This window comes from Polaromonas sp., from assembly GCF_043778355.1.
GTDB lineage: Bacteria > Pseudomonadota > Gammaproteobacteria > Burkholderiales > Burkholderiaceae_C > Polaromonas.
In genome coordinates, this window is sequence record NZ_JAYWHI010000089.1 from 21,159 (window position 1) to 41,583 (window position 20,425).

17 protein-coding genes are annotated in these 20,425 nt (G+C 62.9%); 11 read left to right on the forward strand and 6 right to left on the reverse strand.

Annotated features, from left to right (window positions below; translation table 11 throughout):
• Positions 1-71: 71 nt before the first annotated feature.
• On the forward strand, positions 72-839 hold the full coding sequence (locus ACH2CW_RS12880) for a Crp/Fnr family transcriptional regulator (RefSeq protein ID WP_395058721.1): 768 nt from the start codon (positions 72-74) through the stop codon (positions 837-839).
• Positions 840-1,071: 232 nt separating this feature from the next.
• A complete protein-coding gene (locus tag ACH2CW_RS12885) occupies positions 1,072-1,827 on the forward strand; it encodes a YoaK family protein (protein ID WP_395058723.1) in 756 nt (251 codons plus the stop codon).
• Positions 1,828-2,105: 278 nt separating this feature from the next.
• Here ACH2CW_RS12885 and ACH2CW_RS12890 read toward each other — a convergent pair whose 3' ends face one another.
• On the reverse strand, positions 2,106-3,428 hold the full coding sequence (locus ACH2CW_RS12890; RefSeq protein ID WP_395058725.1) for a putative zinc-binding metallopeptidase: 1,323 nt from the start codon (positions 3,426-3,428) through the stop codon (positions 2,106-2,108).
• A 167-nt stretch (positions 3,429-3,595) separates the two neighbouring features.
• On the opposite strand from ACH2CW_RS12890, the gene ACH2CW_RS12895 reads away from it, so the two are divergent.
• Genes ACH2CW_RS12895 through ACH2CW_RS12905 form a run of 3 tightly spaced genes read left to right on the forward strand, consistent with a single transcriptional unit; the run spans position 3,596 to position 6,078 of the window.
• Positions 3,596-3,787: a 4-oxalocrotonate tautomerase gene (locus ACH2CW_RS12895; protein ID WP_395058727.1), complete on the forward strand. Its 192-nt coding sequence runs from the start codon at positions 3,596-3,598 to the stop codon at positions 3,785-3,787.
• A gap of 28 nt (positions 3,788-3,815) precedes the next feature.
• Positions 3,816-5,288, forward strand: a complete 1,473-nt coding sequence (locus ACH2CW_RS12900) for an MFS transporter (RefSeq protein WP_395058729.1) — start codon at positions 3,816-3,818, stop codon at positions 5,286-5,288.
• Positions 5,289-5,292: 4 nt separating this feature from the next.
• Positions 5,293-6,078: a class II glutamine amidotransferase gene (locus ACH2CW_RS12905; RefSeq protein WP_395058731.1), complete on the forward strand. Its 786-nt coding sequence runs from the start codon at positions 5,293-5,295 to the stop codon at positions 6,076-6,078.
• A 70-nt stretch (positions 6,079-6,148) separates the two neighbouring features.
• Here the strand turns inward: ACH2CW_RS12905 and gshB are convergent, their stop codons facing one another.
• From gshB to ACH2CW_RS12925, 4 genes are all read right to left on the reverse strand, one after another.
• Positions 6,149-7,093 carry a glutathione synthase gene (gene gshB, locus ACH2CW_RS12910; protein ID WP_395058733.1) on the reverse strand — a complete coding sequence of 315 codons (945 nt, stop codon included), beginning with the start codon at positions 7,091-7,093 and terminating at the stop codon, positions 6,149-6,151.
• Positions 7,094-7,159: 66 nt separating this feature from the next.
• Positions 7,160-10,702, reverse strand: a complete 3,543-nt coding sequence (locus ACH2CW_RS12915; RefSeq protein WP_395058735.1) for a PAS domain S-box protein — start codon at positions 10,700-10,702, stop codon at positions 7,160-7,162.
• A 292-nt stretch (positions 10,703-10,994) separates the two neighbouring features.
• Positions 10,995-13,931, reverse strand: coding sequence for a DNA topoisomerase III (locus ACH2CW_RS12920; RefSeq protein WP_395058737.1), 2,937 nt, complete (start codon positions 13,929-13,931; stop codon positions 10,995-10,997).
• Entirely contained in the window at positions 13,928-14,452 is a 525-nt protein-coding gene (locus ACH2CW_RS12925; protein ID WP_395058739.1) for a TlpA family protein disulfide reductase, read from the reverse strand. Before ACH2CW_RS12925 ends, ACH2CW_RS12920 begins: the two co-directional genes overlap by 4 nt.
• Before the next feature lie 85 nt (positions 14,453-14,537).
• Here ACH2CW_RS12925 and ACH2CW_RS12930 point away from each other — a divergent pair, with 85 nt between their 5' ends.
• The 3 genes from ACH2CW_RS12930 (at position 14,538) to ACH2CW_RS12940 (ending at position 16,908) form a co-directional block, all read left to right on the forward strand.
• Positions 14,538-15,242: an SET domain-containing protein gene (locus ACH2CW_RS12930; RefSeq protein WP_395058741.1), complete on the forward strand. Its 705-nt coding sequence runs from the start codon at positions 14,538-14,540 to the stop codon at positions 15,240-15,242.
• A 140-nt stretch (positions 15,243-15,382) separates the two neighbouring features.
• A complete protein-coding gene (locus ACH2CW_RS12935; protein ID WP_395058743.1) occupies positions 15,383-16,243 on the forward strand; it encodes a biotin--[acetyl-CoA-carboxylase] ligase in 861 nt (286 codons plus the stop codon).
• Positions 16,237-16,908 (forward strand): SPOR domain-containing protein, encoded by a 672-nt coding sequence (locus tag ACH2CW_RS12940; protein ID WP_395058745.1) that lies wholly within the window; start codon positions 16,237-16,239, stop codon positions 16,906-16,908. The genes ACH2CW_RS12935 and ACH2CW_RS12940 overlap by 7 nt, the downstream gene beginning before the upstream one ends.
• A gap of 122 nt (positions 16,909-17,030) precedes the next feature.
• Here ACH2CW_RS12940 and ACH2CW_RS12945 read toward each other — a convergent pair whose 3' ends face one another.
• Positions 17,031-17,837 (reverse strand): alpha/beta hydrolase, encoded by an 807-nt coding sequence (locus ACH2CW_RS12945; RefSeq protein ID WP_395058747.1) that lies wholly within the window; start codon positions 17,835-17,837, stop codon positions 17,031-17,033.
• A gap of 233 nt (positions 17,838-18,070) precedes the next feature.
• Between ACH2CW_RS12945 and ACH2CW_RS12950 the strand changes: the two genes are divergently transcribed.
• The 3 genes from ACH2CW_RS12950 to ACH2CW_RS12960 all read left to right on the forward strand — a co-directional run bounded on the left by ACH2CW_RS12950 (position 18,071) and on the right by ACH2CW_RS12960 (position 20,343).
• On the forward strand, positions 18,071-18,541 hold the full coding sequence (locus tag ACH2CW_RS12950; RefSeq protein ID WP_395058749.1) for a response regulator: 471 nt from the start codon (positions 18,071-18,073) through the stop codon (positions 18,539-18,541).
• Between the two features lie 46 nt (positions 18,542-18,587).
• Positions 18,588-19,841: an MFS transporter gene (locus ACH2CW_RS12955; protein ID WP_395058751.1), complete on the forward strand. Its 1,254-nt coding sequence runs from the start codon at positions 18,588-18,590 to the stop codon at positions 19,839-19,841.
• A gap of 250 nt (positions 19,842-20,091) precedes the next feature.
• Positions 20,092-20,343 (forward strand): GlsB/YeaQ/YmgE family stress response membrane protein, encoded by a 252-nt coding sequence (locus tag ACH2CW_RS12960; RefSeq protein WP_395058753.1) that lies wholly within the window; start codon positions 20,092-20,094, stop codon positions 20,341-20,343.
• Positions 20,344-20,425: the final 82 nt, after the last annotated feature.

Here is a 20,425-nt window from a genome sequence, read left to right on the forward strand (position 1 = left end):
CCTCCGCCTGTCTGACCGTCCCGAGAGCACCGGGTGACTCCCCCCAACTCCGCCTGCATCATTAGGTTCACTTGCCACTGCAACAGGATCTGTCTTTAGCCAACCGACTGGTCGCCCTGCTGCCGGCGGATGAGCGTGCACTTTTTCTCGAACACAGTGAAATGATCGAACTGAAGGGTCAAACCGTATTGACCGTGGCTGGCGAAAATCATGACCATGCGTACTTTCCTGTGGACAGTGTGGTGGCGACGGTTTCCACAGGAAACGGTGCTGATGGTCCGGAAATTGGCCTCATCGGCAATGAGGGCATGATCAACACCTCGCTGGTATTGGGCGTGCGGGACTGCGCGTTTACAAGTGTGGTTCAGGGGGCCGGTAGATCTTTCAAAATCCACCATCGGTCACTTGGAAAATTGCTCGCTGACGACGCCTGCTTGCGGATGGTTCTTAACCGCTACATTGATGTGCGCATGAGTCACCTCGCGCAGCAGGTGACCTGCAAAAATTTCCATACGGTCGACCAACGCCTGGCGCGGTGGCTACTGATGACGAGAGACCGGGCACATTCCAGTGAGCTGTTCCTGACGCATGAAGTTCTCGCCCGCATGCTCGGCGTCCGACGTGAGAGCATTTCACAATCGGCGCGCTCGCTGCAAAGGCACGGGCTCATCAGCTATACGCGGGGCTACATCATGCTGATGGATACCGCGGCGCTGGAGCAAATCGCCTGTGTGTGTTACCGGAGTGATCTCGCGGTCTACGAGCGCACGCTTCGGCAGCCCTGCGCGAGCCATAGCCGCGTGCCGGCACAAACCGCTGCGGGCGGTGCGCCCAGTTGAGCTGGGTCAACACCCCAGCGTTTTTGTTCATGTTTGTCAGCTCCCTGGCAGTACGCCCGTATGGCGTCTCCGCGGCAAGCAAAACGCTATGCCTTTGTAGCTGGTCGCGCGCGTCCGCCATGGGCTGGAGGCCGATTTTTCTCCTGTTTTTTTCAGTATGCAACCATTGGCCAGCATTGAAACAAGCAAGACCCGGTCTGCACCTTGCTCAGGCGGATAATGAAACTCCGCCATGCTCTTGACCTTTCTGCTCCAGCTCACCGCAAGGGAGCGCACACGTCGCAGCAACCGGCAGTTCGGCGGCATCCTGGCCTTTGTCGCCGGCGCCATCAATGCCGGCGGCTTTCTGGCCGTACACCGCTACACCTCGCACATGACCGGCATCGTCTCCTCCGTCGCCGATGACCTGGTGCTGGGCAGCATCGGCCTGGCGCTCGCGGGTCTGGTTTCGCTGGCCGCGTTTGTCGCTGGCGCGATCACCACCACCTTGCTGATCAGCTGGGCGCGGCGCCACGCGCTGCGCAGCAAATACGCGCTGGCCTTGTTGCTGGAGGCCGCGCTGCTGCTGGTGTTCGGCCTGGTCGGCGCGAACCTGACCTCCTTCGCCAGCCTGCTGGTGCCCACCGCCGTGCTGCTGCTGTGTTTCATCATGGGCCTGCAAAACGCCATCGTCACCAAGATCTCGAATGCCGAGATCCGCACCACCCACATGACCGGCGTGATCACCGACCTGGGCATCGAGCTGGGCCGGCTGATTTACTGGAACCACTCCAAAAAAGCCAACGACATTCAGATCGTCCGCGCTGACACCGACAAGCTGTTCATCCATGCCAGCCTGCTCGGTCTGTTTCTCTCCGGCGGTATCGCTGGCGCGCTGGCCTTCAAGGCCATGGGCTTCAGCGCCACCCTGCCGATTGCTTTGCTGCTGATCGCCATGGCTTTGCCGGCTGTCGTACTTGACTTGCGCAAGCTGGCGCAAGCCTGGTGACAGCAACCAGGCGAACTGCGCCTTGCTGGTGGACCGTATCAGCAGCTTCAGCGGTAACGCGGTCGAGGTCATGGCAGCGGAGAAAAGCAACAGCATCGTGTTTGCGTCAAGGGGGCCGGCGATTTCTCCACGCCGCATGAGCCTGCCGAAAAGCCTGTCCGGACTGGATACCGAGGCACGCATGCGGCTCAAGCGCGAACTGGTGCGGATTGCCTGGGAGATGAAAAACCTGAACCCGCATACCGCGTGCGTCGGACCTGCGTTGCGACTGAGCCGGGTCAGAAGTTGTTCTGGCCCTGCATCTGCTGCTGCGGGTCAAAGCCCTGGGACTGAAGCTGGATTTCTTCTTGCGCCTGGCTGTTGTTGTCCGTGTTGCCAATCTCGGGCGACTGGTCCTGCTCGCCTTCGCCAGGGGGCACGGCCGGGTCATTGACTGCGCTCACCACCAGGTGAATGAAATGCAGCTTGGCCACCACCTCGTGCGGCAGCACAAAGGGATAAAAGTCGGGCTGGCCCATGGCGCGCGACATCTCGTTGAGCAGCATGGTCAGCTGGGTCCAGCGGTTAAGGAAAGCCAGGAAGCGCGCCGCATCCGGGTGGTCGGGCTGGTACAGGGCATCCAGGGTGAAAGGTGTGAACTCCAGCTGCGCGGTGTCAGTGGCCAGGCCAAAACTCTGCGCGGTGTCCACCGTGTCGCGGATATGCAGGTAATGCGCCCAGCATTCAGCCCAGTCTTCCCACGGATGCACGCTGGCATAAGCGCTGACGTAATGCAGCGCCCAGTCGGAACGCGGCCCCTGGGCATAGTTGGTCTGCAGGCTGGCCGCGTAGTCCTGGGTTTCATCGCCGAACAGTTCCCGAAAGCCTTCTAGCCAGTCGGTGCCGGCAATCAGCCGGTCCCAGTAGTAGTGGCCGACTTCATGCCGGAAATGCCCCAGCAGCGTGCGGTAAGGCTCATGCATGGCCTTGCGCACCGCCTCACGGATGGCGTCGTCGGCTTCGTTGAGGTTCAGTGTGATCAGGCCGGTGTCGTGCCCGGTCATGATGTGCGGGCCGTAGTCCGGGGAGCGCAAAAAGTCGAACATCAGGCCCCCTTCGGGGTCTTCGCTGACGCGCGAGGACAGCGGCAGGCCGAGCGCCAGCAGCGCCGAGACCAGCCGCCGCTTGGCCAGTTCGACCCGGCCCCAGAGCTCGCCGTTGTCGGGGTGTTCGGGGTCGTTGAGGTCAGGAATGGTGCGGTTGAGCCGGCAAGCGCGGCACAGCAGCATCTGCGGCTGGCCCTCTCCGACCGGCACCAGCCAGTTGCAGGCCGCCGGGCTCTGCAGATTGGTGCAGCGCAGGTAGGCGGCGGTTGGTGTGTCGCTGACGCTCTGGTCGGCTCCCTCGGCCTGCCACGCTACCCAGGTGTCGGGGTCCTGACCGGGCATCAAGGGCACCAGGCGCGCCTGGACCGTGTCGTAGCCCAGCGGGGTGCCGCAAGCCAGGCAGGTGCTGTTGCGGAAGAACACCGGGCAGCCACACTGGCACCGGTAAGCGCGGCCCGCCAAGCTCGGCAAATCGGAGGCGGCCGGGGCGGCCGGCAAATCGGGGGTGTTGGACAAAAAAGGCTCTCGAATCGCAGGGGAACGGTCTTAAAGTTTGCCACGTTTGCAAACACGTCTTGCGCCGACTTGCCGTGTCCGGATGTCAGACTTTGCTGACAGAAAAGGTGTGCTGACTGCCGGGCTTCTATCATGTGGGGCCAGATTAAACCAACCCAAGGAGTCCCATGCCCACCTACCACGTCGAAATGATGGAAGGCCGCACGCCCGAACAGAAGAAAAAGCTGGTCGCCGAACTGACCCGCGTCAGCGTCGAGGTGCTGGCCGTCAAGCCTGAATCGGTCGATGTGATCATCACCGACATCAAACGCGAGAACTGGGCCACCGGCGGCAAACTCTGGTCCGAACCACGCGACTGAGGCCTCTTGCCGATCACCAAGCGATCCCTTGAGCCGCCCCGCCACCCTTCCTGAATTGCAGGCGCGTTACGGCCCGCGTTACCGCTGGTTGCTGTTGCTGTCGGTGATGGTCGGCACCATGGCGTCCATCATGTCCTCGACCATTGTCAACGTGGCGATTCCCGACATGAGCCAGCACTTCACGCTGGGTCAGGAGCGCGCCCAGTGGGTTACCTCCGGCTTCATGGTGGCCATGACGGTGTCGATGTTGACCACGCCCTGGTTGCTGGCGCGGTACGGCTACCGCCGCACCTATGTGGGCACCATGCTGCTGCTTCTGGCGGGCGGCATCGTCGGCGGCTTCGCCAACAGCTTCGCGCTGGTGCTGGGTGCGCGCGTCGCGGAAGGCCTGGCGGCCGGCGTGGTGCAGCCGATTCCCGCCATCATCATCATGCGCGCCTTTCAGCCCAACGAGCAAGGTCGCGCCAGCGGCATCTTCGGCATGGGCGTGGTGCTGGCCCCGGCCATTGGCCCCAGCATAGGCGGCGTGCTGGTCGATTTGTTCGGTTGGCGCTCGATCTTTTTCATGGTCGTGCCGTTTTGCCTGGCCTCGCTGTGGCTGGCCTACCGCTATGTGCCCGTCACCGCGCCCGGCGGCGCGGCGGCCAACCGCAAAGGCGCCTCGCTCGACTGGCGTGGCCTGCTGCTGGGCGGCACCGGCACGCTGTGCCTGCTCAACGGCATGGTGGCGCTGCATGGCGGCTCGGTGCTCGAAGCCGTCCTGCTTCTTGGGGTCGCCGTGGCGGCATTGGGGGTGTTTCTGGCCTGGCAGCGGCGCATGGCCGCCACCGGCCGCGAGCCGCTGATGAACCTGGCGCTGTTCAGCTACCGCCCGTTTGCGATGGGCAGCATCGTTGCCTTCATCTACGGCACGGCGCTGTTCGGCTCGACCTATTTGTTGCCGGTCTACATGCAGCTGGGTCTGGGCCTGTCGGCGTCTTATGTCGGCAGCATCTTGTTGCCGGCCGGTTTTGTGCTGGCCGTCACGATTGCGCTGGTGGGCCGGCTCGCCGACCGCCGGCCGACCTGGCTGCTGGTCAGCATCGGGCTGGCGCTGCTGGCGCTGTCGTTTGCATTGATGTTGACGGTGACGCTGACCACCGCGATCTGGCTGCTGGTGCTTTGGGCCATCCTGGGGCGCATCGGCCTGGGCTTCATCCTGCCGTCGCTGAACCTCGGTTCGCTGCGCGCCTTAAGTTCGGACCTGATTTCGCAAGGATCGAGCGCGATCAATTTTGTGCGCATGCTGGGCGGCGCCATCGGCGTCAGCCTGTGCGGCATCGTGCTGGAATGGCGGCTGGCGGCGCACGGCGATTCGCTGACGCAAACCGCCAGCAGCCCGGCGCGGCTGGCGGCTTTTAATGAAGCCTTTTTGATGCTGGCAGCCTTGTGTGTGCTGGCCATGTTCGCAGCCTGGAGGTTACGCCCCGCCGGCGACCCCGCTCCTTCACCAGGAAACTGAAGTCATGTGCCAACTGCTGGGAATGAACTGCAACACGCCGACCGATGTGACCTTCAGCTTCACCGGTTTTGCGCAGCGTGGCGGCATCACCGACCACCACAGCGACGGCTGGGGCATCGCGTTTTTTGAAGGCGGTGACTGCAGCGAAAGCGACCGCGGCCTGCGCCACTTTGTTGACCACCAGTCGGCCAGCGCATCGCCGGTGGCCGAGCTGATTCGCCGCTACCCGATCAAGAGCCGCAACGTGATCGCCCACATTCGCAAGGCCACCCAGGGCCGGGTCGCGCTCGAGAACTGCCACCCGTTTGTGCGCGAGTTGTGGGGCCGCTACTGGGTGTTTGCGCACAACGGCGACCTGAAAGACTTCAACCCGCGCCTGCACGGCAGCTTTCGCCCGGTCGGCACCACCGACAGCGAGCGCGCTTTCTGCTGGATCATGCAGGAGCTGGCCAAGTCCCATGCCAGCGTGCCCAGCGTGGATGAGCTGACGCTGACGCTGCGCGAACTGGCCGCTCAGATTGCGCCGCACGGCACCTTCAACTTTTTGCTCAGCAACGGCCTGGCTCTGTGGGCGCATGCCTCGACCAGCCTGTACCACGTGGAACGCAGACACCCGTTTGCGCACGCCACCCTCAGCGATGAAGACCTCAGCGTCAACTTTGCCGAGCAGGCCGCGCCCGGTGACCGCGTGGCTGTGGTGGTGACCGCTCCGCTGACCACCAACGAAGCCTGGCAAGCCTTTGCACCCGGAGAACTGCGCGTGTTCGAGGGCGGCGTGTTGCGCGCCTGAGCGCCTCTTTTGCTATTTATTCAGGAGCTGCTTGCGCTCGCCAGCTATGGGCTGACGGCCAATTTGGCTCTTATTTGAGCGCTGCCTCAAGCGCGTCGACAAACATCGCCGCCACATCAAACCCGGTCTGGTCAAAAATTTCCTGGAAGCAGGTCGGGCTGGTGACGTTGATCTCGGTCACGTAGTCGCCGATCACGTCCACACCGGCCAGCAGCAGCCCGCGCGCCGCCAGCACCGGCCCCAACGCCTCACCGATTTCGCGGTCGCGCGCCGACAGCGGCTGCGCCACACCGAGGCCACCGGCCGCCAGGTTGCCGCGCACCTCGCTGCCCTGGGGAATACGCGCCAGGCTGAAAGGCACAGGCTTGCCGCCGATCACCAGCACACGTTTGTCGCCTTTGACAATCTCGGGCAGAAACTTCTGCACCATCACGCTTTGCGCGCCGTCCTTGTTCAGCGTCTCGGTGATGCTGCCCAGGTTCAGCCCGTCTTCCTTGACGCGGAAGATGCCCATGCCGCCCATACCGTCCAGCGGCTTCAGGATGATGTCCTTGTGTTCGGCGTGAAAGCGCTTGATGTCGTCCGCACTGCGCGTCACAAGGGTCGGGCCGCTGAACTGGGCGAACTCGAGAATCGCGAGTTTTTCCGGGTGGTCGCGCAACGCGCGCGGCTTGTTGAAAACACGCGCACCTTCGCGCTCGGCCTGCTCCAGCAGGTGCGTGCTGTAGAAAAACTCGCTGTCAAAGGGCGGGTCCTTGCGCATGACGATGGCGTCGAAGTCGCACAGTTGCTCACCCTTCGCCGGCTCGGCGCTGTACCAGTCGGTGGCGTCACCGGTCAGCGTGATGCGCTGAACCGTCGCCGTGACCTTTTCACCGGTCTGCCAGCGCATGTCTTTGGGCTCGCAGGTCGCCAGTGTGTGGCCGCGCCGCTGCGCCTCGCGCATCATCACAAAGGTGGTGTCCTTGTAGATCTTGAAGGAAGCGAGGGGGTCGGCGACAAAAAGGATGTGCATGAAGGGCTCAGTCAGTAAAGAGGCGCTGCCGGTATTGTTGTACAAATAGCGCCAGCGCGCCCGCCATCAACCGAGTTCACTGAAGCTGGAACCTGCGTAGGGATGGAGTCCGGGCAAGGTGAAAAAGAAGGTGGCGCCCTCACCAGGGGAGGAGTCGGCCCAGATGCGCCCGCCATGGCGCGTGATGATGCGGCTGACCGTTGCCAGCCCCACACCGGTGCCGGGGAACTCGGACACGGCATGCAGCCGCTGAAAGGTGCCAAACAACTTGTCGGCATAAGCCATGTCAAAACCGGAGCCGTTGTCCTTGACATAAAACGCGCCTGCGTCTTCACTGAACCCCACCGAAATGTGGGTCTGCGGCTGCTTGGAGGAAAACTTCCAGGCGTTGCCCAGCAGGTTGTCCATGGCCGCGTGCAACAAACGAGCGTCGCCGAGGGTGAACAGGCCTTTGTCAATGTGGACGGTCACTGCGCGTCCCGGCTCGCGGGACTGGAACCTGTCGAGGATGGTGTGGGCGATCTCACTCAGATTGACCTCATCGCGCCGCAGTGCCACCCGTGAAAGCTGCGCCAAGGCCAGCAAGCCCTCGATCAGTTGACCCATCTGATCGACCCCCGCCTGGATGCGCGCAATATAGTGCTTGACCTTCGGGTCCCCCGTGCTGGCGAGCTGGCGCGCCAGCAGGCTGCTGAAACCGTTGACCGTGTTCAGGGGGGAGCGCAGATCATGAGAGACCGAGTAGGAGAAAGTTTCAAGCTCCCGATTGGACACCCGCAGGGCGGTTTCAATCGCCTTGAGTTCGGTGATGTCCGCATCAATGCCGACCCAGAACAGGATCTCGCCCGCGTCGCCCCGCACCGGTGAGGCGCGGTAAGACATGGTGTGGTAAGTGCCATCCCGCGCCAGCAGTCGCCGTATGCCCGTGTAGAGTTCTCCACTTTTCGAACATCGTACCCAGTTGGCCGTGACTTCTGCCTGGTCATCAGGGTGCACCACCTCGAACCATCGCGTTCCGAGCCAATCCTCCGCCGTCCCGCCCATGAGTTCGTACCACCGGCGATTGATGTAGGTCAGCGCACCACGAACGTCGGTGTTCCACACCACCTCCGGTGCCTGCTCGGCGAGCGCACGGAAAAGCGCTTCCTGCCGCGACAGCGCGGCAGTGCGCTCGGTCACCTTGCGCTCAAGGCTGTCGTTGAGCTGCCTGACCTGCTCGAACAAGCGCGCATTTTCCATGGCAATCGAAGCCAGCTGGGCCAGTTCGACAGCCACATATTCGTCCTGGACACTGAACTCACCTTCATGTTTGTCTGAAAGCTGCAAGAGGCCGATGTTCTGCCCATCGCGCCCGGTCAGCGGCACCGCCAGCCAGCCACGCATGACCGGGTGTTCGTGGGCATGTGCGCCAAAGCTGTGCCAGCGCGGATGCGCCTCCAGCTGCTCCTGCGTCAGTCGTATCGGCCGGTTGGTCTCACAAACCAGTGCATAAATTCCAGAGCCATCCGGTGGCCGCATGTAGTCGCGGTACGCAGCGTATTTGTCAGACAGTGAGACCGAAGAGATCACCTGACTCCAATCGTGGGCGCGGGTCAGACTGACCACGGCCTGATGGGTTCCAATCACGCCACGTGCCTGATCCGCCACTTCCTGCATGGTCGCCTCCAGCGTCAGGTGCGCAGTAATGGCCTGAACCGCATCGGCAGAGCGCTGCAAGGCAAAAAGATGGCTTTGCAGGCTCTCTTCTGCCTTGACCTGGTCCGAGACGTCATAGGCAACGACAAAACGCGCCTGCTGACCGGCATAAACGATGTGGCGCGAAATCGGTCGCGCCCAGAATACGCTGCCGTCCTTGCGCTGGTGCCGCACTGTCCGACGGGGATCTTGTCTGCTATCAGCGGGTAACTCGGCGAGCCATTTGTCCAGCAGCTTGCGGTCTTCCTCCGGCCGAAGATCGTACAGGGTCATGCCCAGAAACTCCGGTTCGCTGTAGCCATATTCGTCCATCGCAGCACGATTGACGGCCAGGAAGCGGCGTGTTTCTTCAGCAAACACCCACATCGGCGAAGGGCCAGACTCAAAGAGGGTTGAATAACGCTTTTCTGTTTCGACCAGGGCTTGCTCGGCGCCCTTGCGCGCGGTAATGTCCTGACCCACACCGACCACCCGAATGACGATCCCATCGACATCGAGCACCGGGTAGGCCCGGTCAGAGATCCAGCGCTCCTGGCCGTCGGGCCGAAGGATGCGAAACTCGACTTGGGTCGCTTGTCCCATTCGCTGCAGGAGAAAAGCGTCGTGCATTTTTTCCCGGTCGTCAGGATGGACCGAGTCGCGAATGGTCTGTGTATCGTCATACAGGCTTTGGCAACTGCGTCCCCACACCGCTTCATAAGCCGGGCTCACGTAATGAACGCGGGTGGTTTTTGCATCGAAACTGTAAAACACCTCGTCGATGTTGGTGACAAGCTCCTGAAAACGGGCATCACTGGCCTGCAGGGCCTGATGGGTCTTCTCCCGCTCGACCGCCAGAACCCGGTTCCGCTCGGCCTGCAGATAGGTGATGCAGATGCCGCCAGCGTATTTCACCAGCGCTTCGATGCACCGCTGCTCTTCGTCGGTATAACCACCCTCCCGGTTGGCGAGGCCAACCACGCCGCAAACTTCCTGGCCGGCACGAATAGGCACACCCAGAAAATTGTGCATCGGGGGATGCCCCTGGGGCCGCCCTGCGGACTGCGGATGGCCATCGGGCTGGTTGGCGATCACCACCTGCCCCGTGGTGATGGCCCGGCCAAACAGGTTGTCGAAACTCTCGAAGACGAGGTAGCCGTCTTGCGCATAACTGGCCATGGCGCTCTCGTAGAAGGCCCGGTTGACCACCTTGTCCCAGACAATGCCTTCCAGCGCCAATACGCGCAGTTTCTTCCCCTCGACCACCACGCCAACAAAACCATATTCACTTTGGGTGTGGTCCAGAGCACCGCGCAGCAAACGGCTGAAGCCGCCTTTCCAGTCGGCGTTGTCCACGTAGGCAGCCAGCGACTCCGAAATGGTTGTGAGGGTTTCGGTCTGCCTCTCCAGTTTCGATGCCACGACGCGCAGAAGTTGTTCGCTGTCTGTCAACGCCTGCTCGGCGAGCTTGCGTTCCGTGATGTCGGTGACGAACCCTTCCAGCCAGAACAGCTCGCCATGGGCCGAGTACACCGAATTACCTTGCTCCCAGACCCACTTGACAGTCCCATCAGCGGCCACGATGCGGTAGGTCAGGTGGAAAGCAACACCTCGCTGAACAGCATCCTGTACCTCGGCATGCACTGCCTGCCGGTCATCGGGATGAATCAGGTCGCCATAACGCACACCCTGCGCACCGGTCAACATCTCCGGCGAATAACCGGTCAATGCCAGCGCGCCCGAACTGACAAAGTCCATGGTCCAGTCCACGTCATTGAGACAGCGGTAAACCATGCCGGGCAGGTTATCAAGCAAGCGGTTCAGCGACAGCGCGCTTTCACCGGACAGATCAGGCGACGAGGCTGCCGCCGGCGAACTGGACGCGGCCTCAGGCCGTCCGGGAGGGTGCGGTCGGTCGGAGTGCGAGATGGTCATCGTTGCTCGGGAATTTGAGACAAATGGTAGTCGGAAATGTTTTGCCACACCAGTCCCGGGGAACACCCCCGGTTTCTGGTTGACGTTCTGGCGTCCTGCCGATTGAAGATTCGGATGCTGTGTCGATGAAAGTACGGCCTTGAGCCAGAGCAACTTTCACCACCCCGGCAAGGCACCCAACCAGGCGTCCAGGCGCCGCCCGCTCAAGAGCCGTGGCCGAAAATGGGCAGGACAAGGTATCACCCTTGACGCCTGATGGGATGGACCGGCCGCAATACGGCCAGTGCCTGCGTCAGCTCAGGTGTTTGCCGACAATTCCCGCCAGTTCAAACATCGTCACCTGCGGCTTGCCAAACACGGCCAGCAGCTTGGCATCGGCGTTGATGGCGCGTTTGTTGGCCGCGTCCTGCAGGCCCTCGGCCTTGATGTAGTCCCAGAGTTTCTTGATGACCTGGGTGCGCGCCACGGGTTCTGAACCAATCACCGCAGCCAACGCTTCGCTGGGCTTGAGACCACTGCCCGGTTTGGCAACACGTGGCGTTTTCGGTTTGGCGGTTTTGGCCGCAGGCGTCTTTTTGGCGGCGACTTTTTTGGCGGCCGGGACAGCGCCCTTGGCCGCCACGGTTTTGCCGAAAGGGGTTTTCACCGTGCCGGTGCGTGGCGGGCCGGCGGTTTTGCGCGGCGGAAATTTCGACGGCGCGAATTCGAAGTTGACCTTGCCGGCCTCGGCATCCCAGGCCAGCATGGCCTTGAAAGGACGGCGCGTACGCATGGAGACAAACTTGTCGAGCAGGTCGGTTTTTCCCTCGGTCAGGAGCTTGACCATCTGCTCGCGTTCCACCGGCTGCTGCAGGATCACCTGGCCGGTCTTGAAGTCGCAGCTCGGTGTCGGTTGGGCGTTGGTCGGCACCGACTTTTCGCAGACATAATTCTTGCCGTGTTCGAACACACCGGCGGCGCACTTGGGGCAGGCACCCAGCGACTGCTGGCCGCTGAAGTCGATGATCTCGCCGGTCTCTCCGGCCTTGTCGTCGCCGAAGTCAAATTCGAGTTTGTAGTTTTTCGTCTCCTCGTCGAACTTGATGACCATCTCGGCAGTGAAGGGCCAGCCGGCCTTGGAGCGGAAGCCGTCGAGCGGGCCGATCTTCCTGTCGCGCAGGAACTGCTCAACCTCAGCCACTTCGAAGGTGCGACCGGCCGGCGTTTTGCCGAAGGAAAAACCGCAGCCCTCGCCGTTTTTTCCGGTGCAGGTATAGCGCCGGTAGTTTTCCTTGATCACACCGCCGCAGTTGGGGCAGGGCGCGCTCAGCGTTGCGTAGTCGCCGGGAATCGTGTCCTTGTCGTAACCCTTGGCCTTGTCGACCAGGTTTTTGGTCATGTCGGCAATCTCGGCCATGAAGGTGTCGCGGCTCAAGTTGCCTTTTTCCATCTGCGCGAGTTTGTACTCCCAGTCACCCGTCAGGTCGGCGCGCGAGAGTTCCTCCACGCCCAGGCCACGCAGCAGGGTCATGAGCTGGAAGGCCTTGGCGGTCGGAATCAGCTCGCGGCCTTCGCGCAGCATGTATTTCTCGTTGATCAGGCCCTCGATGGTGGCGGCACGCGTGGCCGGCGTGCCCAGGCCTTTTTCCTGCATGGCTTCACGCAGCTCGTCGTCGTCAATGGTTTTGCCCGCGCCTTCCATGGCGCCCAGCAAGGTCGCTTCCGAATAACGCGCTGGCGGGCGGGTCTTCAGGCCTTTGGCCTCGCAAACTTCGGCGCGCACCATCTCGCCAGGCTTCACGGCCACCAGGGTCTTGCTGTCTTTCTCGTCGGTGTTTTCGTCTTCGGCTTCCTTGCCGTAAATGGCCAGCCAGCCCGGTTTGACCAGCACCTTGCCCTCGGTCTTGAAACTGTGGCCCACGGCCTGCGAGATACGTGTGGTCACCAGGTACTCGGCACTCGGGAAAAACACCGCCATGAAACGGCGTACCACCAGGTCGTAGAGTTTTTGCTCGGCCTCGCTCAGGCCACTGGGCGCCTGCAGGGTCGGGATGATCGCAAAGTGGTCGCTGACCTTGGCGTTGTCAAAAATGCGTTTGCTGGGTTTGATGTAGTTGCCCTTGAGCGCCGTTGCTGCATGCGGCGCCAGGTGTTTCATGCTGCTCGCGGCCAGCATTTCAAAAGTCTGCTTCACCACCGGCAAATAATCTTCGGGCAGCGCGCGCGAATCGGTACGCGGGTAGGTCAGGGCCTTGTGGCGTTCGTACAGGCTTTGCGCAATCGACAGAGTGGTCTTGGCCGAGAAGCCAAACTTGCCGTTGGCCTCGCGCTGCAGGGAAGTCAAGTCAAACAGCAGGCCGGACGCGGTGGTGGACGGCTTGCTTTCTTCGGTGACAGTGGCGGCCTTGCCGCGCACGGCTTCGGCAATCGCCAGCGCCTCGCGCTCGGACCAGACGCGATCGGCCCGCAGCTCGGCATCCGGCTCTGCGTTGTCGGCATTGGCTGCCGCCTTCTTCCACTTCGGGTCAAACCACTTGGCCGGGTACTCGCCGGCTTCGGCCAGGAAACTCGCGTGGATTTCCCAGAAGTCGCGGCTGACGAACTTGCGGATTTTTTCCTCGCGCTCGACCACCACCGACAAGGTCGGCGTCTGCACCCGGCCGACAGTGGTGAGAAAGAAGCCGCCGTCGCGCGAGTTGAAGGCCGTCATGGCGCGCGTGCCGTTGATACCGACCATCCAGTCGGCTTCGGAGCGCGAACGCGCCGCGTCGGCCAGGCCCTGCATCTGCTGGTCGCTGCGCAGGCTGTCGAAGCCGTCGCGGATCGCCGCTGGCGTCATCGACTGCAGCCACAGGCGTTTGACCGGGTGTTTGCTTTTGGCGTACTGCTGGATCAGCCGGAAGATCAGCTCGCCTTCGCGGCCCGCGTCACAGGCGTTGACCAGCGCGCCCACGTCCTTGCGTTTGGTCAGCTTGACGATGGCGTTGAGCCGCGTCTTGGTCTTGTCCATCGGCTTGAGGTCGAAGTAAGGCGGGATCACCGGCAGGTTGGCAAAGCTCCACTTGCCGCGCTTCACGTCAAACTCTTCTGGCGCCTGGATCTCGACCAGATGGCCCACAGCAGACGTGATGAGCCAGTCGTCGCTCTCGAAATACTCGTCGTGTTTTTCAAACTTGCCCGCCGTCGGCGTGATGGCGCGGACGATGTCCTGCGCCACCGAGGGCTTTTCTGCAATCACAAGGGTTTTCATATGTACTTCTTCAAACCTTCAACATCTTCGGGGAACATTTCCCCGGCTTCTGCAAATACGACTTGGCCGCTGCGTCCATTGCGCGCGACCTTGAGCACCACCACCACCGGCAGGCCGGCCGGTTTGGACAGTATCTTGGCGACTGCGGGCGTCAGCATGCCCGCAGGAAAGCTGTAGCCTTTGTTCTTCATATAGGCAGCAGCGGCCTCGGGCTTGCTGTCAATCGACAGGGCCAGCATCTCCAGCCCTCGGGCCTGATGGGTCCGCCACAAGGCCTCGATATGCGGCGACTGCACCGCACAAAAAGGACACCAGCTCGCCCACCAGTACACCACAAGCGTTTTGCCGCCCCGCGCAGCGGGGTCCCAGGCACGCCCATCCAGCAGGCTCAAGGTCGGCAGCGCCAGGTCGCTGCCGATCTTGGGAAGGGGGCTCTCCGATCCCTGCGCCCAGGCCCGCGCAGCCACGCCGGGGGCGGCCAGCGCGGCCAGAGACTGAATCAGGTTTCGGCGGTTCAACATTGTTGGGCAATCTTGGCTCACAGGTGCGCATCACTACAATAGCGGCTTCGCGCGTACGCACACGCGCACCCGCACGGGCGCGCACATGCATGAATTAACCATACCAAAAAATCCCGTCGTGTCAAAAACTCAGGTCTTGTCTCCTTCTTCCAGCCCTTCCGCCAGCCCCGCTCCCGCTCCGGGACGGCGCATCCAGACCCGCACGTCGGGGGTACACGGCAAGGGGGTTTTTGCGGTGCAGGACCTGGCCGAGGGCGAGACACTGATCGAGTACATCGGCGAGATCATCAACTGGAAGGAAGCGTTGCGCCGTCATCCGCATGACCCCAAGGACGCCAACCACACCTTCTACTTCCATATCGACAAGAACCATGTGATTGATGCCAAGTACGGCGGCAACTCCTCGCGCTGGATCAACCACAGCTGCAAGCCCAACTGTGAAGCCGACGAACAGGACGGCCGCGTCTTCATCAAGGCGCTGCGCAACATCCCGGCCGGGCAGGAACTGTTTTACGACTACGGCCTGATCATCGACGCGCCGTATACCAAGAAGCTGCTGGCCGAATACCCGTGCTGGTGCGGCGCCAAAAACTGCCGCGGCACGCTGTTGGCGCCCAAGGACGACGCGTCTGGCAAGAAGTCAAAAAAGGCGAAGAAGGCCAAGGACGAAAAGAAAGTCGCCAAGGCAGACAAAGCCGTGAAGCCGAAGAAAGAGTTCAGGAAAGAACTCAAGAAGGTCCTGAAGAAAGCGCGCAAGGACGGCAAGCCCGCAAAGAGCAAAAAAGTCTGAACGAGCCCACGCCCTTGTTTTTGCGGGCTTGACCCGCAATCCATGGCCCCGGCTTGACCAACGCAAAAAATTCGCCGTCATGGATCCCGGATCGAGTCCGGGATGACAGAGCAAAGGCCGCACCCCATCACACCGCAACCATGAGCCCCCCCTCCACCGTCCCGATTCGCTGGCCTGCCGAGGCCATCTGGGAAGCCGTGGCGCCGGTGCTGCCCGGTTTCACGGTCGAGGTGCTGCCGACGATAGACTCCAGCAACACAGAGCTGATGCGGCGTTTTCGCGCAGCCGGCCCGACTTCCGCCGAAGCGGTGCTGCTGGTGGCCGAGCAACAGACCGCCGGCCGTGGCCGCATGGGCCGCGCCTGGCAAAGCCGGGCCGGTGACAGCCTGACGTTTTCGCTGGGGATGGCGCTGCAGCCGGCCGACTGGTCGGGCCTGTCGCTGGCCGTTGGCATCAGCATCGCTGAAAGCCTGCAGCCGCTCGCACCGCAAGGCGGGCCGCGCATCTGCCTGAAATGGCCGAATGACCTGTGGCTCATCGATGCGCAGGGCGAGCGCAAACTGGCCGGCATTCTGGTGGAAACCGCGAGTTGGGGCGAGCTGCGTTACGTGGTGATCGGTGTCGGTATCAATGTGCGCACATTGACGCTGGAAGCTGCGCCAGCCGCCGCCGGCCAGCCCGCGGCCCTGCCGCCCGCCGCGCTGCAGGACCTCTGGCCCGGCGTGGACGTGGCGCAGGCGCTGCAGCTTGTTGCGGCGCCGCTGGTGCAGGCGATGCAGGCTTTCGGTCTGTTTGGTTTTGCGCCTTTCCAGGCACGTTTTGCGGCGCGCGACGTATTGGCAGGGCGCGCCGTTCAGCTCTCCGACGGGACCGAAGGTGTGGCCCACGGCGTTGGCGAAAACGGCGCGCTGCTGGTGCATACTGCGGCTGGCATGAAAGAAATCACCAGTTCCGAAATCAGTGTCCGGCCTGTTTCTTCTGGGAGCACACCCCCATGCTGAGGCTGCTGGTGCTGCTGCTGGTACTGGCCAACGCCGGTTACTGGGCCTGGTCGCAAGGCCTGCTGGCCGCCTACGGGCTGGCCCCCGGTGTGCAAGCCGAACCGCAGCGCCTGGCGACACAGATCCGGCCCGAGGCGATTCGCCTGCTGACGGCCGAAGAGACCCGGAAACTGGAAAACGCCCCGGTCGCCAGCGCGCCCACCGGCGCCTCGGCCCCGGAATGCCTGCAGGCTGGCCTCTTCGACGAGCAACAGACCGCCACCCTGCGCACCAGCCTGGAGGCCACGCTGCCACCGGGTAGCTGGCAGTTTGAGAGCAGCGCCGAGCCGGCGCGCTGGATTGTCTATATGGGCAAATACAACAGCCCCGAGAACCTGGCCAAAAAACGTGCCGAGTTGCGCCAGCTCGGCGTTCCCTTCCGGGCAGTGAACAACGAGGCCCTCGCGCCCGGCCTGGCGCTGGCCAGCTTCCCGCTGGAGGCCGACGCCGAAAGAGAGCTGGCGCGCATCGCCACCAAGGGGGTGCGCACCGCCCGTGTGGCGCAGGAACGCGCCGAAACACGCGGCCAGATCCTCAGGCTCGCCGCCGTGGACGCCACCCTCCGCGCGCAGCTCGACGCGATCAAACCGCAGCTTGAAGGCAAGGCATTGCAGACCTGCTCCTGAGCCTCCTGCAGTCGCCTTGCGCTATTTTTTTGATAGCGTTTACCCCTTATCAGGCAAGGGCTGAGGTCTGATTCTTCTGAAAATAACCAGATACCCGAGCGGCCCGCGCGCGCGCGGCCACGCTACTTCGCCGGCGCCGCCCTGACCCAGTCGGCAATCTCTTTGGCCACCGCCGCCTCAATGCCCTGAAATTGATGATGGCCGGCATGGCAGGGGTTGCCATTGTTGGAGCCGCCCTGTGCGGTGATCAGGGCCACCCTCGGCGAGGCGGTCAGCGCGGCCGTCAAGCCCGGCATGGCGTCATAAGGCGTGACATAACAAGCGTCGTCCTTGTGGTGGACCAGCAGCACCGGCACCTTGACATCCTGCAGCGGCGCCTCGGACACGACATGCGCGAGACCGCGGGTACGGCCCTCACGGGTGACCGTGGAGGTCAGCACCAGGCCGTCAGGGCCCTTGCCCCGCAGCCGCGCGGCCGCAGATGCGGCCGACAGCGACCCGTTGCTGGTGCCCACGGCCCAGACCGGTACCGGTGACTGCTGGCGCAGGAAGTCGATCAGCGCCGCATTGTCCTGTGCATGTTCGGCCGATGCGCGAAAGCCCTCAAGATGGCGGCGGTCCGAAGGCACGTCCGGGATCACCACACTGATGCCGTGCGGCACAAAGTTCTGCCCGCCGCCGGCCAGAAAACCGCCCTCGCGCATCGAACCGTTGGGGAAGATGCCGATGTTGCCGGGGCCGCCCTGGAACAGTACCGCGCTGGCCACCGGGTTCGCCGCTTTCAGATAGACAAAGCGCAGTGTCACGCCAGGACGGACCGTCAGTTCCCGGACCTCGGGCTGCGCCTGCGCATGGACGCCCAGGCCGGCACCCAGGGCTCCTGAAAAGACGGCAGCCCGCATCAGGGCTCTTACACAGGCAACAGGCATGGTGGTCTCCGGACAATGGTCTGGCCGAAGTGTAGCGGTCAAGCGTGTGGACCGATACCGGCGCTGTCGCCAGTCTGGGCAAGCGTTTTCAGCCCACAGCCCCGGAGACTCCACGGCCATCTTTAGCCGTGGTTGTCGGACCCCTCCTACAAAAGCAGAAGGTGATCGACGGCGCCATGCGCTCATCGCCCCGTTTACCCTGTCGAATCGAAAAAATCAGGGGAGCGGGCCGCATGCTGATCAACACATTTCTGGTGGAAGACTGTGCCGACATTCGGGACACCCTGGTCGAGGCGATGGAAGAAATTGCGCCATGCCGCTTTGTCGCCCACGCCAACAGCGAAAGCACGGCGCGCCAATGGCTACACACCCACCCGGATGACTGGCAACTGGCCATTGTTGACCTGCTCCTGGCCGATGGCTCTGGCTTCGGCGTGCTCAGGCAGTGCCAGCAGCGTCGTCCGGAACAAAAAGTGGTGGTGCTGACCGGTCACAGCCACGAAAGCATCGTGGAGAAATGTCTGGACCTTGGGGCCGACGAAGTCTTCGACAAATCCGGCGAGCTCGAAGACCTCGTCGAGTATTGCCGGGCCCATGCTGCCAGCCTGTTGGAAGTGAAGGCCACGCCCCCGCCCCCACCGGCCGCCTGGGTGGTTGACAGCTTTCCACGAACGACCGACGTTTCCCCAAGCACGCGGTCCTGAGCCGCCAGCGTCACGCTGGCGCAAGCCATCGTGTACGCTTGCCTCCATGACGTCCGTCCCGGCTCAAGCAGCCAGTCCGCCCCCCGCCGCCTCAACCCGCTCCCTCTGGATCATGCTGCTGGCACTGACCACGGCTTTTGCCCTGAGCCAGTCCTACCGCAGCGTGGCGGCGCTGATGGCCGCGCCGCTGCAAGGCGACTTCGGTCTGAGCGCGCAGGCCCTCGGACTGTTTGCCGGCGCCTTTCACTTTGCCTTCGGCGCGATGCAGCTCTTCATGGGCATAGGCATCGACCTGCACGGCGTGCGGCGTACCGTACTGACCGCTTTTCCCATCGCGATTGCCGGTTCTGCCGTGTCGGCCCTGGCCGGCAGCTACGGCATGCTGGTGGCCGGTCAGGTGCTGATCGGTATCGGCTGCGCGCCGGCCTTCCTGGTCTGCACCGTGTTCATCGCGCGCAACATGCCGGCCAACCGCTTCGCCGCGATCTCGGGCATCACGCTGGGCCTGGGCGGCATCGGCATGTTGTTGACCGGCACGCCGCTGGCCTGGCTGATCGAGGCCTCGTCGTGGCGCATGGGCTTCTGGGTGCTGGGCGGCCTCGCGGCGCTGGCCTGGCTGCTGATTTGGGCACTGGTGCACGAGCCGGTACAGGCCGCGCACAACAGCCACCCGAAAGAGTCGGTGCGTCAGGCACTGGCTGGTTTTGGCGCACTGTTCACCCTGCCACACACGCTGGGCATCATGCTGCTTGCCTGCGTCGGGTATGCCTCTTTCATCGCGCTGCGCGGATTGTGGCTGGGCCCGCTGCTGATGGAGCGGCACGGCTTTTCACTGGTGCAAAGCGGCAACGTCGCGCTGGTGATGTCGCTGGCCTCACTGTTCGGCCCGCCACTGTTCGGACGGCTCGACCCCGGCCCGAAACACCGGCGGCGCTGGATCACTGGCTTCACGCTGCTGCTGGCGGCGCTGTTTGCGGCCTTTGCGATGACCCACAACACCGTGATCGACGTGGTCGGCCCGGTGGTGATCGGCCTGCTCTCGGGTTTCATGGTGCTGCAATACGCCGACGTGCGCTCGACCTACCCGGCGGCCATGACGGGCCGCGCCATGGCCGTCTTCACCATGGCGATTTTCCTCGGCGTGGCCGCCATGCAGTGGATTACCGGGCTGATCGCCTCACTGGCTTCCCGCTACGGTGCCGAGCCCTACACCGCCGTGCTGGCGGCGATTGCACTGCTGCTGGCGCTGGGCGCGCTGGCCTTCACGGCGCTGCCCCAGCCACCCAAAGCACCGAACTAAGCTGCCCATACCTGGATTGCTATATTTTTTATAGCTGTCAGCGCCCATGCGACATGGGGATACAGCCAATCTGGCTCTCAACCCAGGCATTGAATTGCGGATCCACAGCCGGGCGCACGGGCTGGTCCTCTGTCCTACAGCAGGCGGGCAGGCTTTCCGATAGGCGCTGTCACGCGCCTTGCGTAGTCTTGGCGCTTGGCCGACCGAGTCCGTGTCGGCTTTTCATCCTCACCACTTCTGAAAGACCACCATGGGCATTCTCTGGACCATTCTCATCGGCTTTGTTGTCGGCATTGTTGCCAAGTTTTTGATGCCCGGCCGCGACCCGGCCGGCTTCATCATTACCGTGCTGATCGGTATTGTCGGATCGGTGATTGCCACCTACCTCGGCCGCTTCCTGGGCTTTTACCAGGTGGGTGAATCGGCGGGTTTTATCGCCGCCGTGCTGGGTGCGATCATCCTGCTGTTTGTTTACCGCGCAGTGAGCGGCAAACGCGGCTAGCCGCCGACGGCGCGCAAGCGCTAGGGATAACCCCGTCAAAAGCCCGCGCGCGCCTGCGGTCAAACACGGGAAAATCCCAGAT

Coding starts and splice junctions, on each gene's coding strand:
- ACH2CW_RS12885 (WP_395058723.1), top strand. CDS start 1,072: ATGCTCTTGACCTTTCTGCTCCAGCTCACCGCAAGGGAGCGCACACGT.
- ACH2CW_RS12895 (WP_395058727.1), top strand. CDS start 3,596: ATGCCCACCTACCACGTCGAAATGATGGAAGGCCGCACGCCCGAACAG.
- ACH2CW_RS12905 (WP_395058731.1), top strand. CDS start 5,293: ATGTGCCAACTGCTGGGAATGAACTGCAACACGCCGACCGATGTGACC.
- gshB (WP_395058733.1), bottom strand. CDS start 7,093: ATGCACATCCTTTTTGTCGCCGACCCCCTCGCTTCCTTCAAGATCTAC.
- ACH2CW_RS12915 (WP_395058735.1), bottom strand. CDS start 10,702: ATGACCATCTCGCACTCCGACCGACCGCACCCTCCCGGACGGCCTGAG.
- ACH2CW_RS12920 (WP_395058737.1), bottom strand. CDS start 13,931: ATGAAAACCCTTGTGATTGCAGAAAAGCCCTCGGTGGCGCAGGACATC.
- ACH2CW_RS12925 (WP_395058739.1), bottom strand. CDS start 14,452: ATGTTGAACCGCCGAAACCTGATTCAGTCTCTGGCCGCGCTGGCCGCC.
- ACH2CW_RS12930 (WP_395058741.1), top strand. CDS start 14,538: ATGCATGAATTAACCATACCAAAAAATCCCGTCGTGTCAAAAACTCAG.
- ACH2CW_RS12935 (WP_395058743.1), top strand. CDS start 15,383: ATGAGCCCCCCCTCCACCGTCCCGATTCGCTGGCCTGCCGAGGCCATC.
- ACH2CW_RS12940 (WP_395058745.1), top strand. CDS start 16,237: ATGCTGAGGCTGCTGGTGCTGCTGCTGGTACTGGCCAACGCCGGTTAC.
- ACH2CW_RS12945 (WP_395058747.1), bottom strand. CDS start 17,837: ATGCCTGTTGCCTGTGTAAGAGCCCTGATGCGGGCTGCCGTCTTTTCA.
- ACH2CW_RS12950 (WP_395058749.1), top strand. CDS start 18,071: ATGCTGATCAACACATTTCTGGTGGAAGACTGTGCCGACATTCGGGAC.
- ACH2CW_RS12955 (WP_395058751.1), top strand. CDS start 18,588: ATGACGTCCGTCCCGGCTCAAGCAGCCAGTCCGCCCCCCGCCGCCTCA.
- ACH2CW_RS12960 (WP_395058753.1), top strand. CDS start 20,092: ATGGGCATTCTCTGGACCATTCTCATCGGCTTTGTTGTCGGCATTGTT.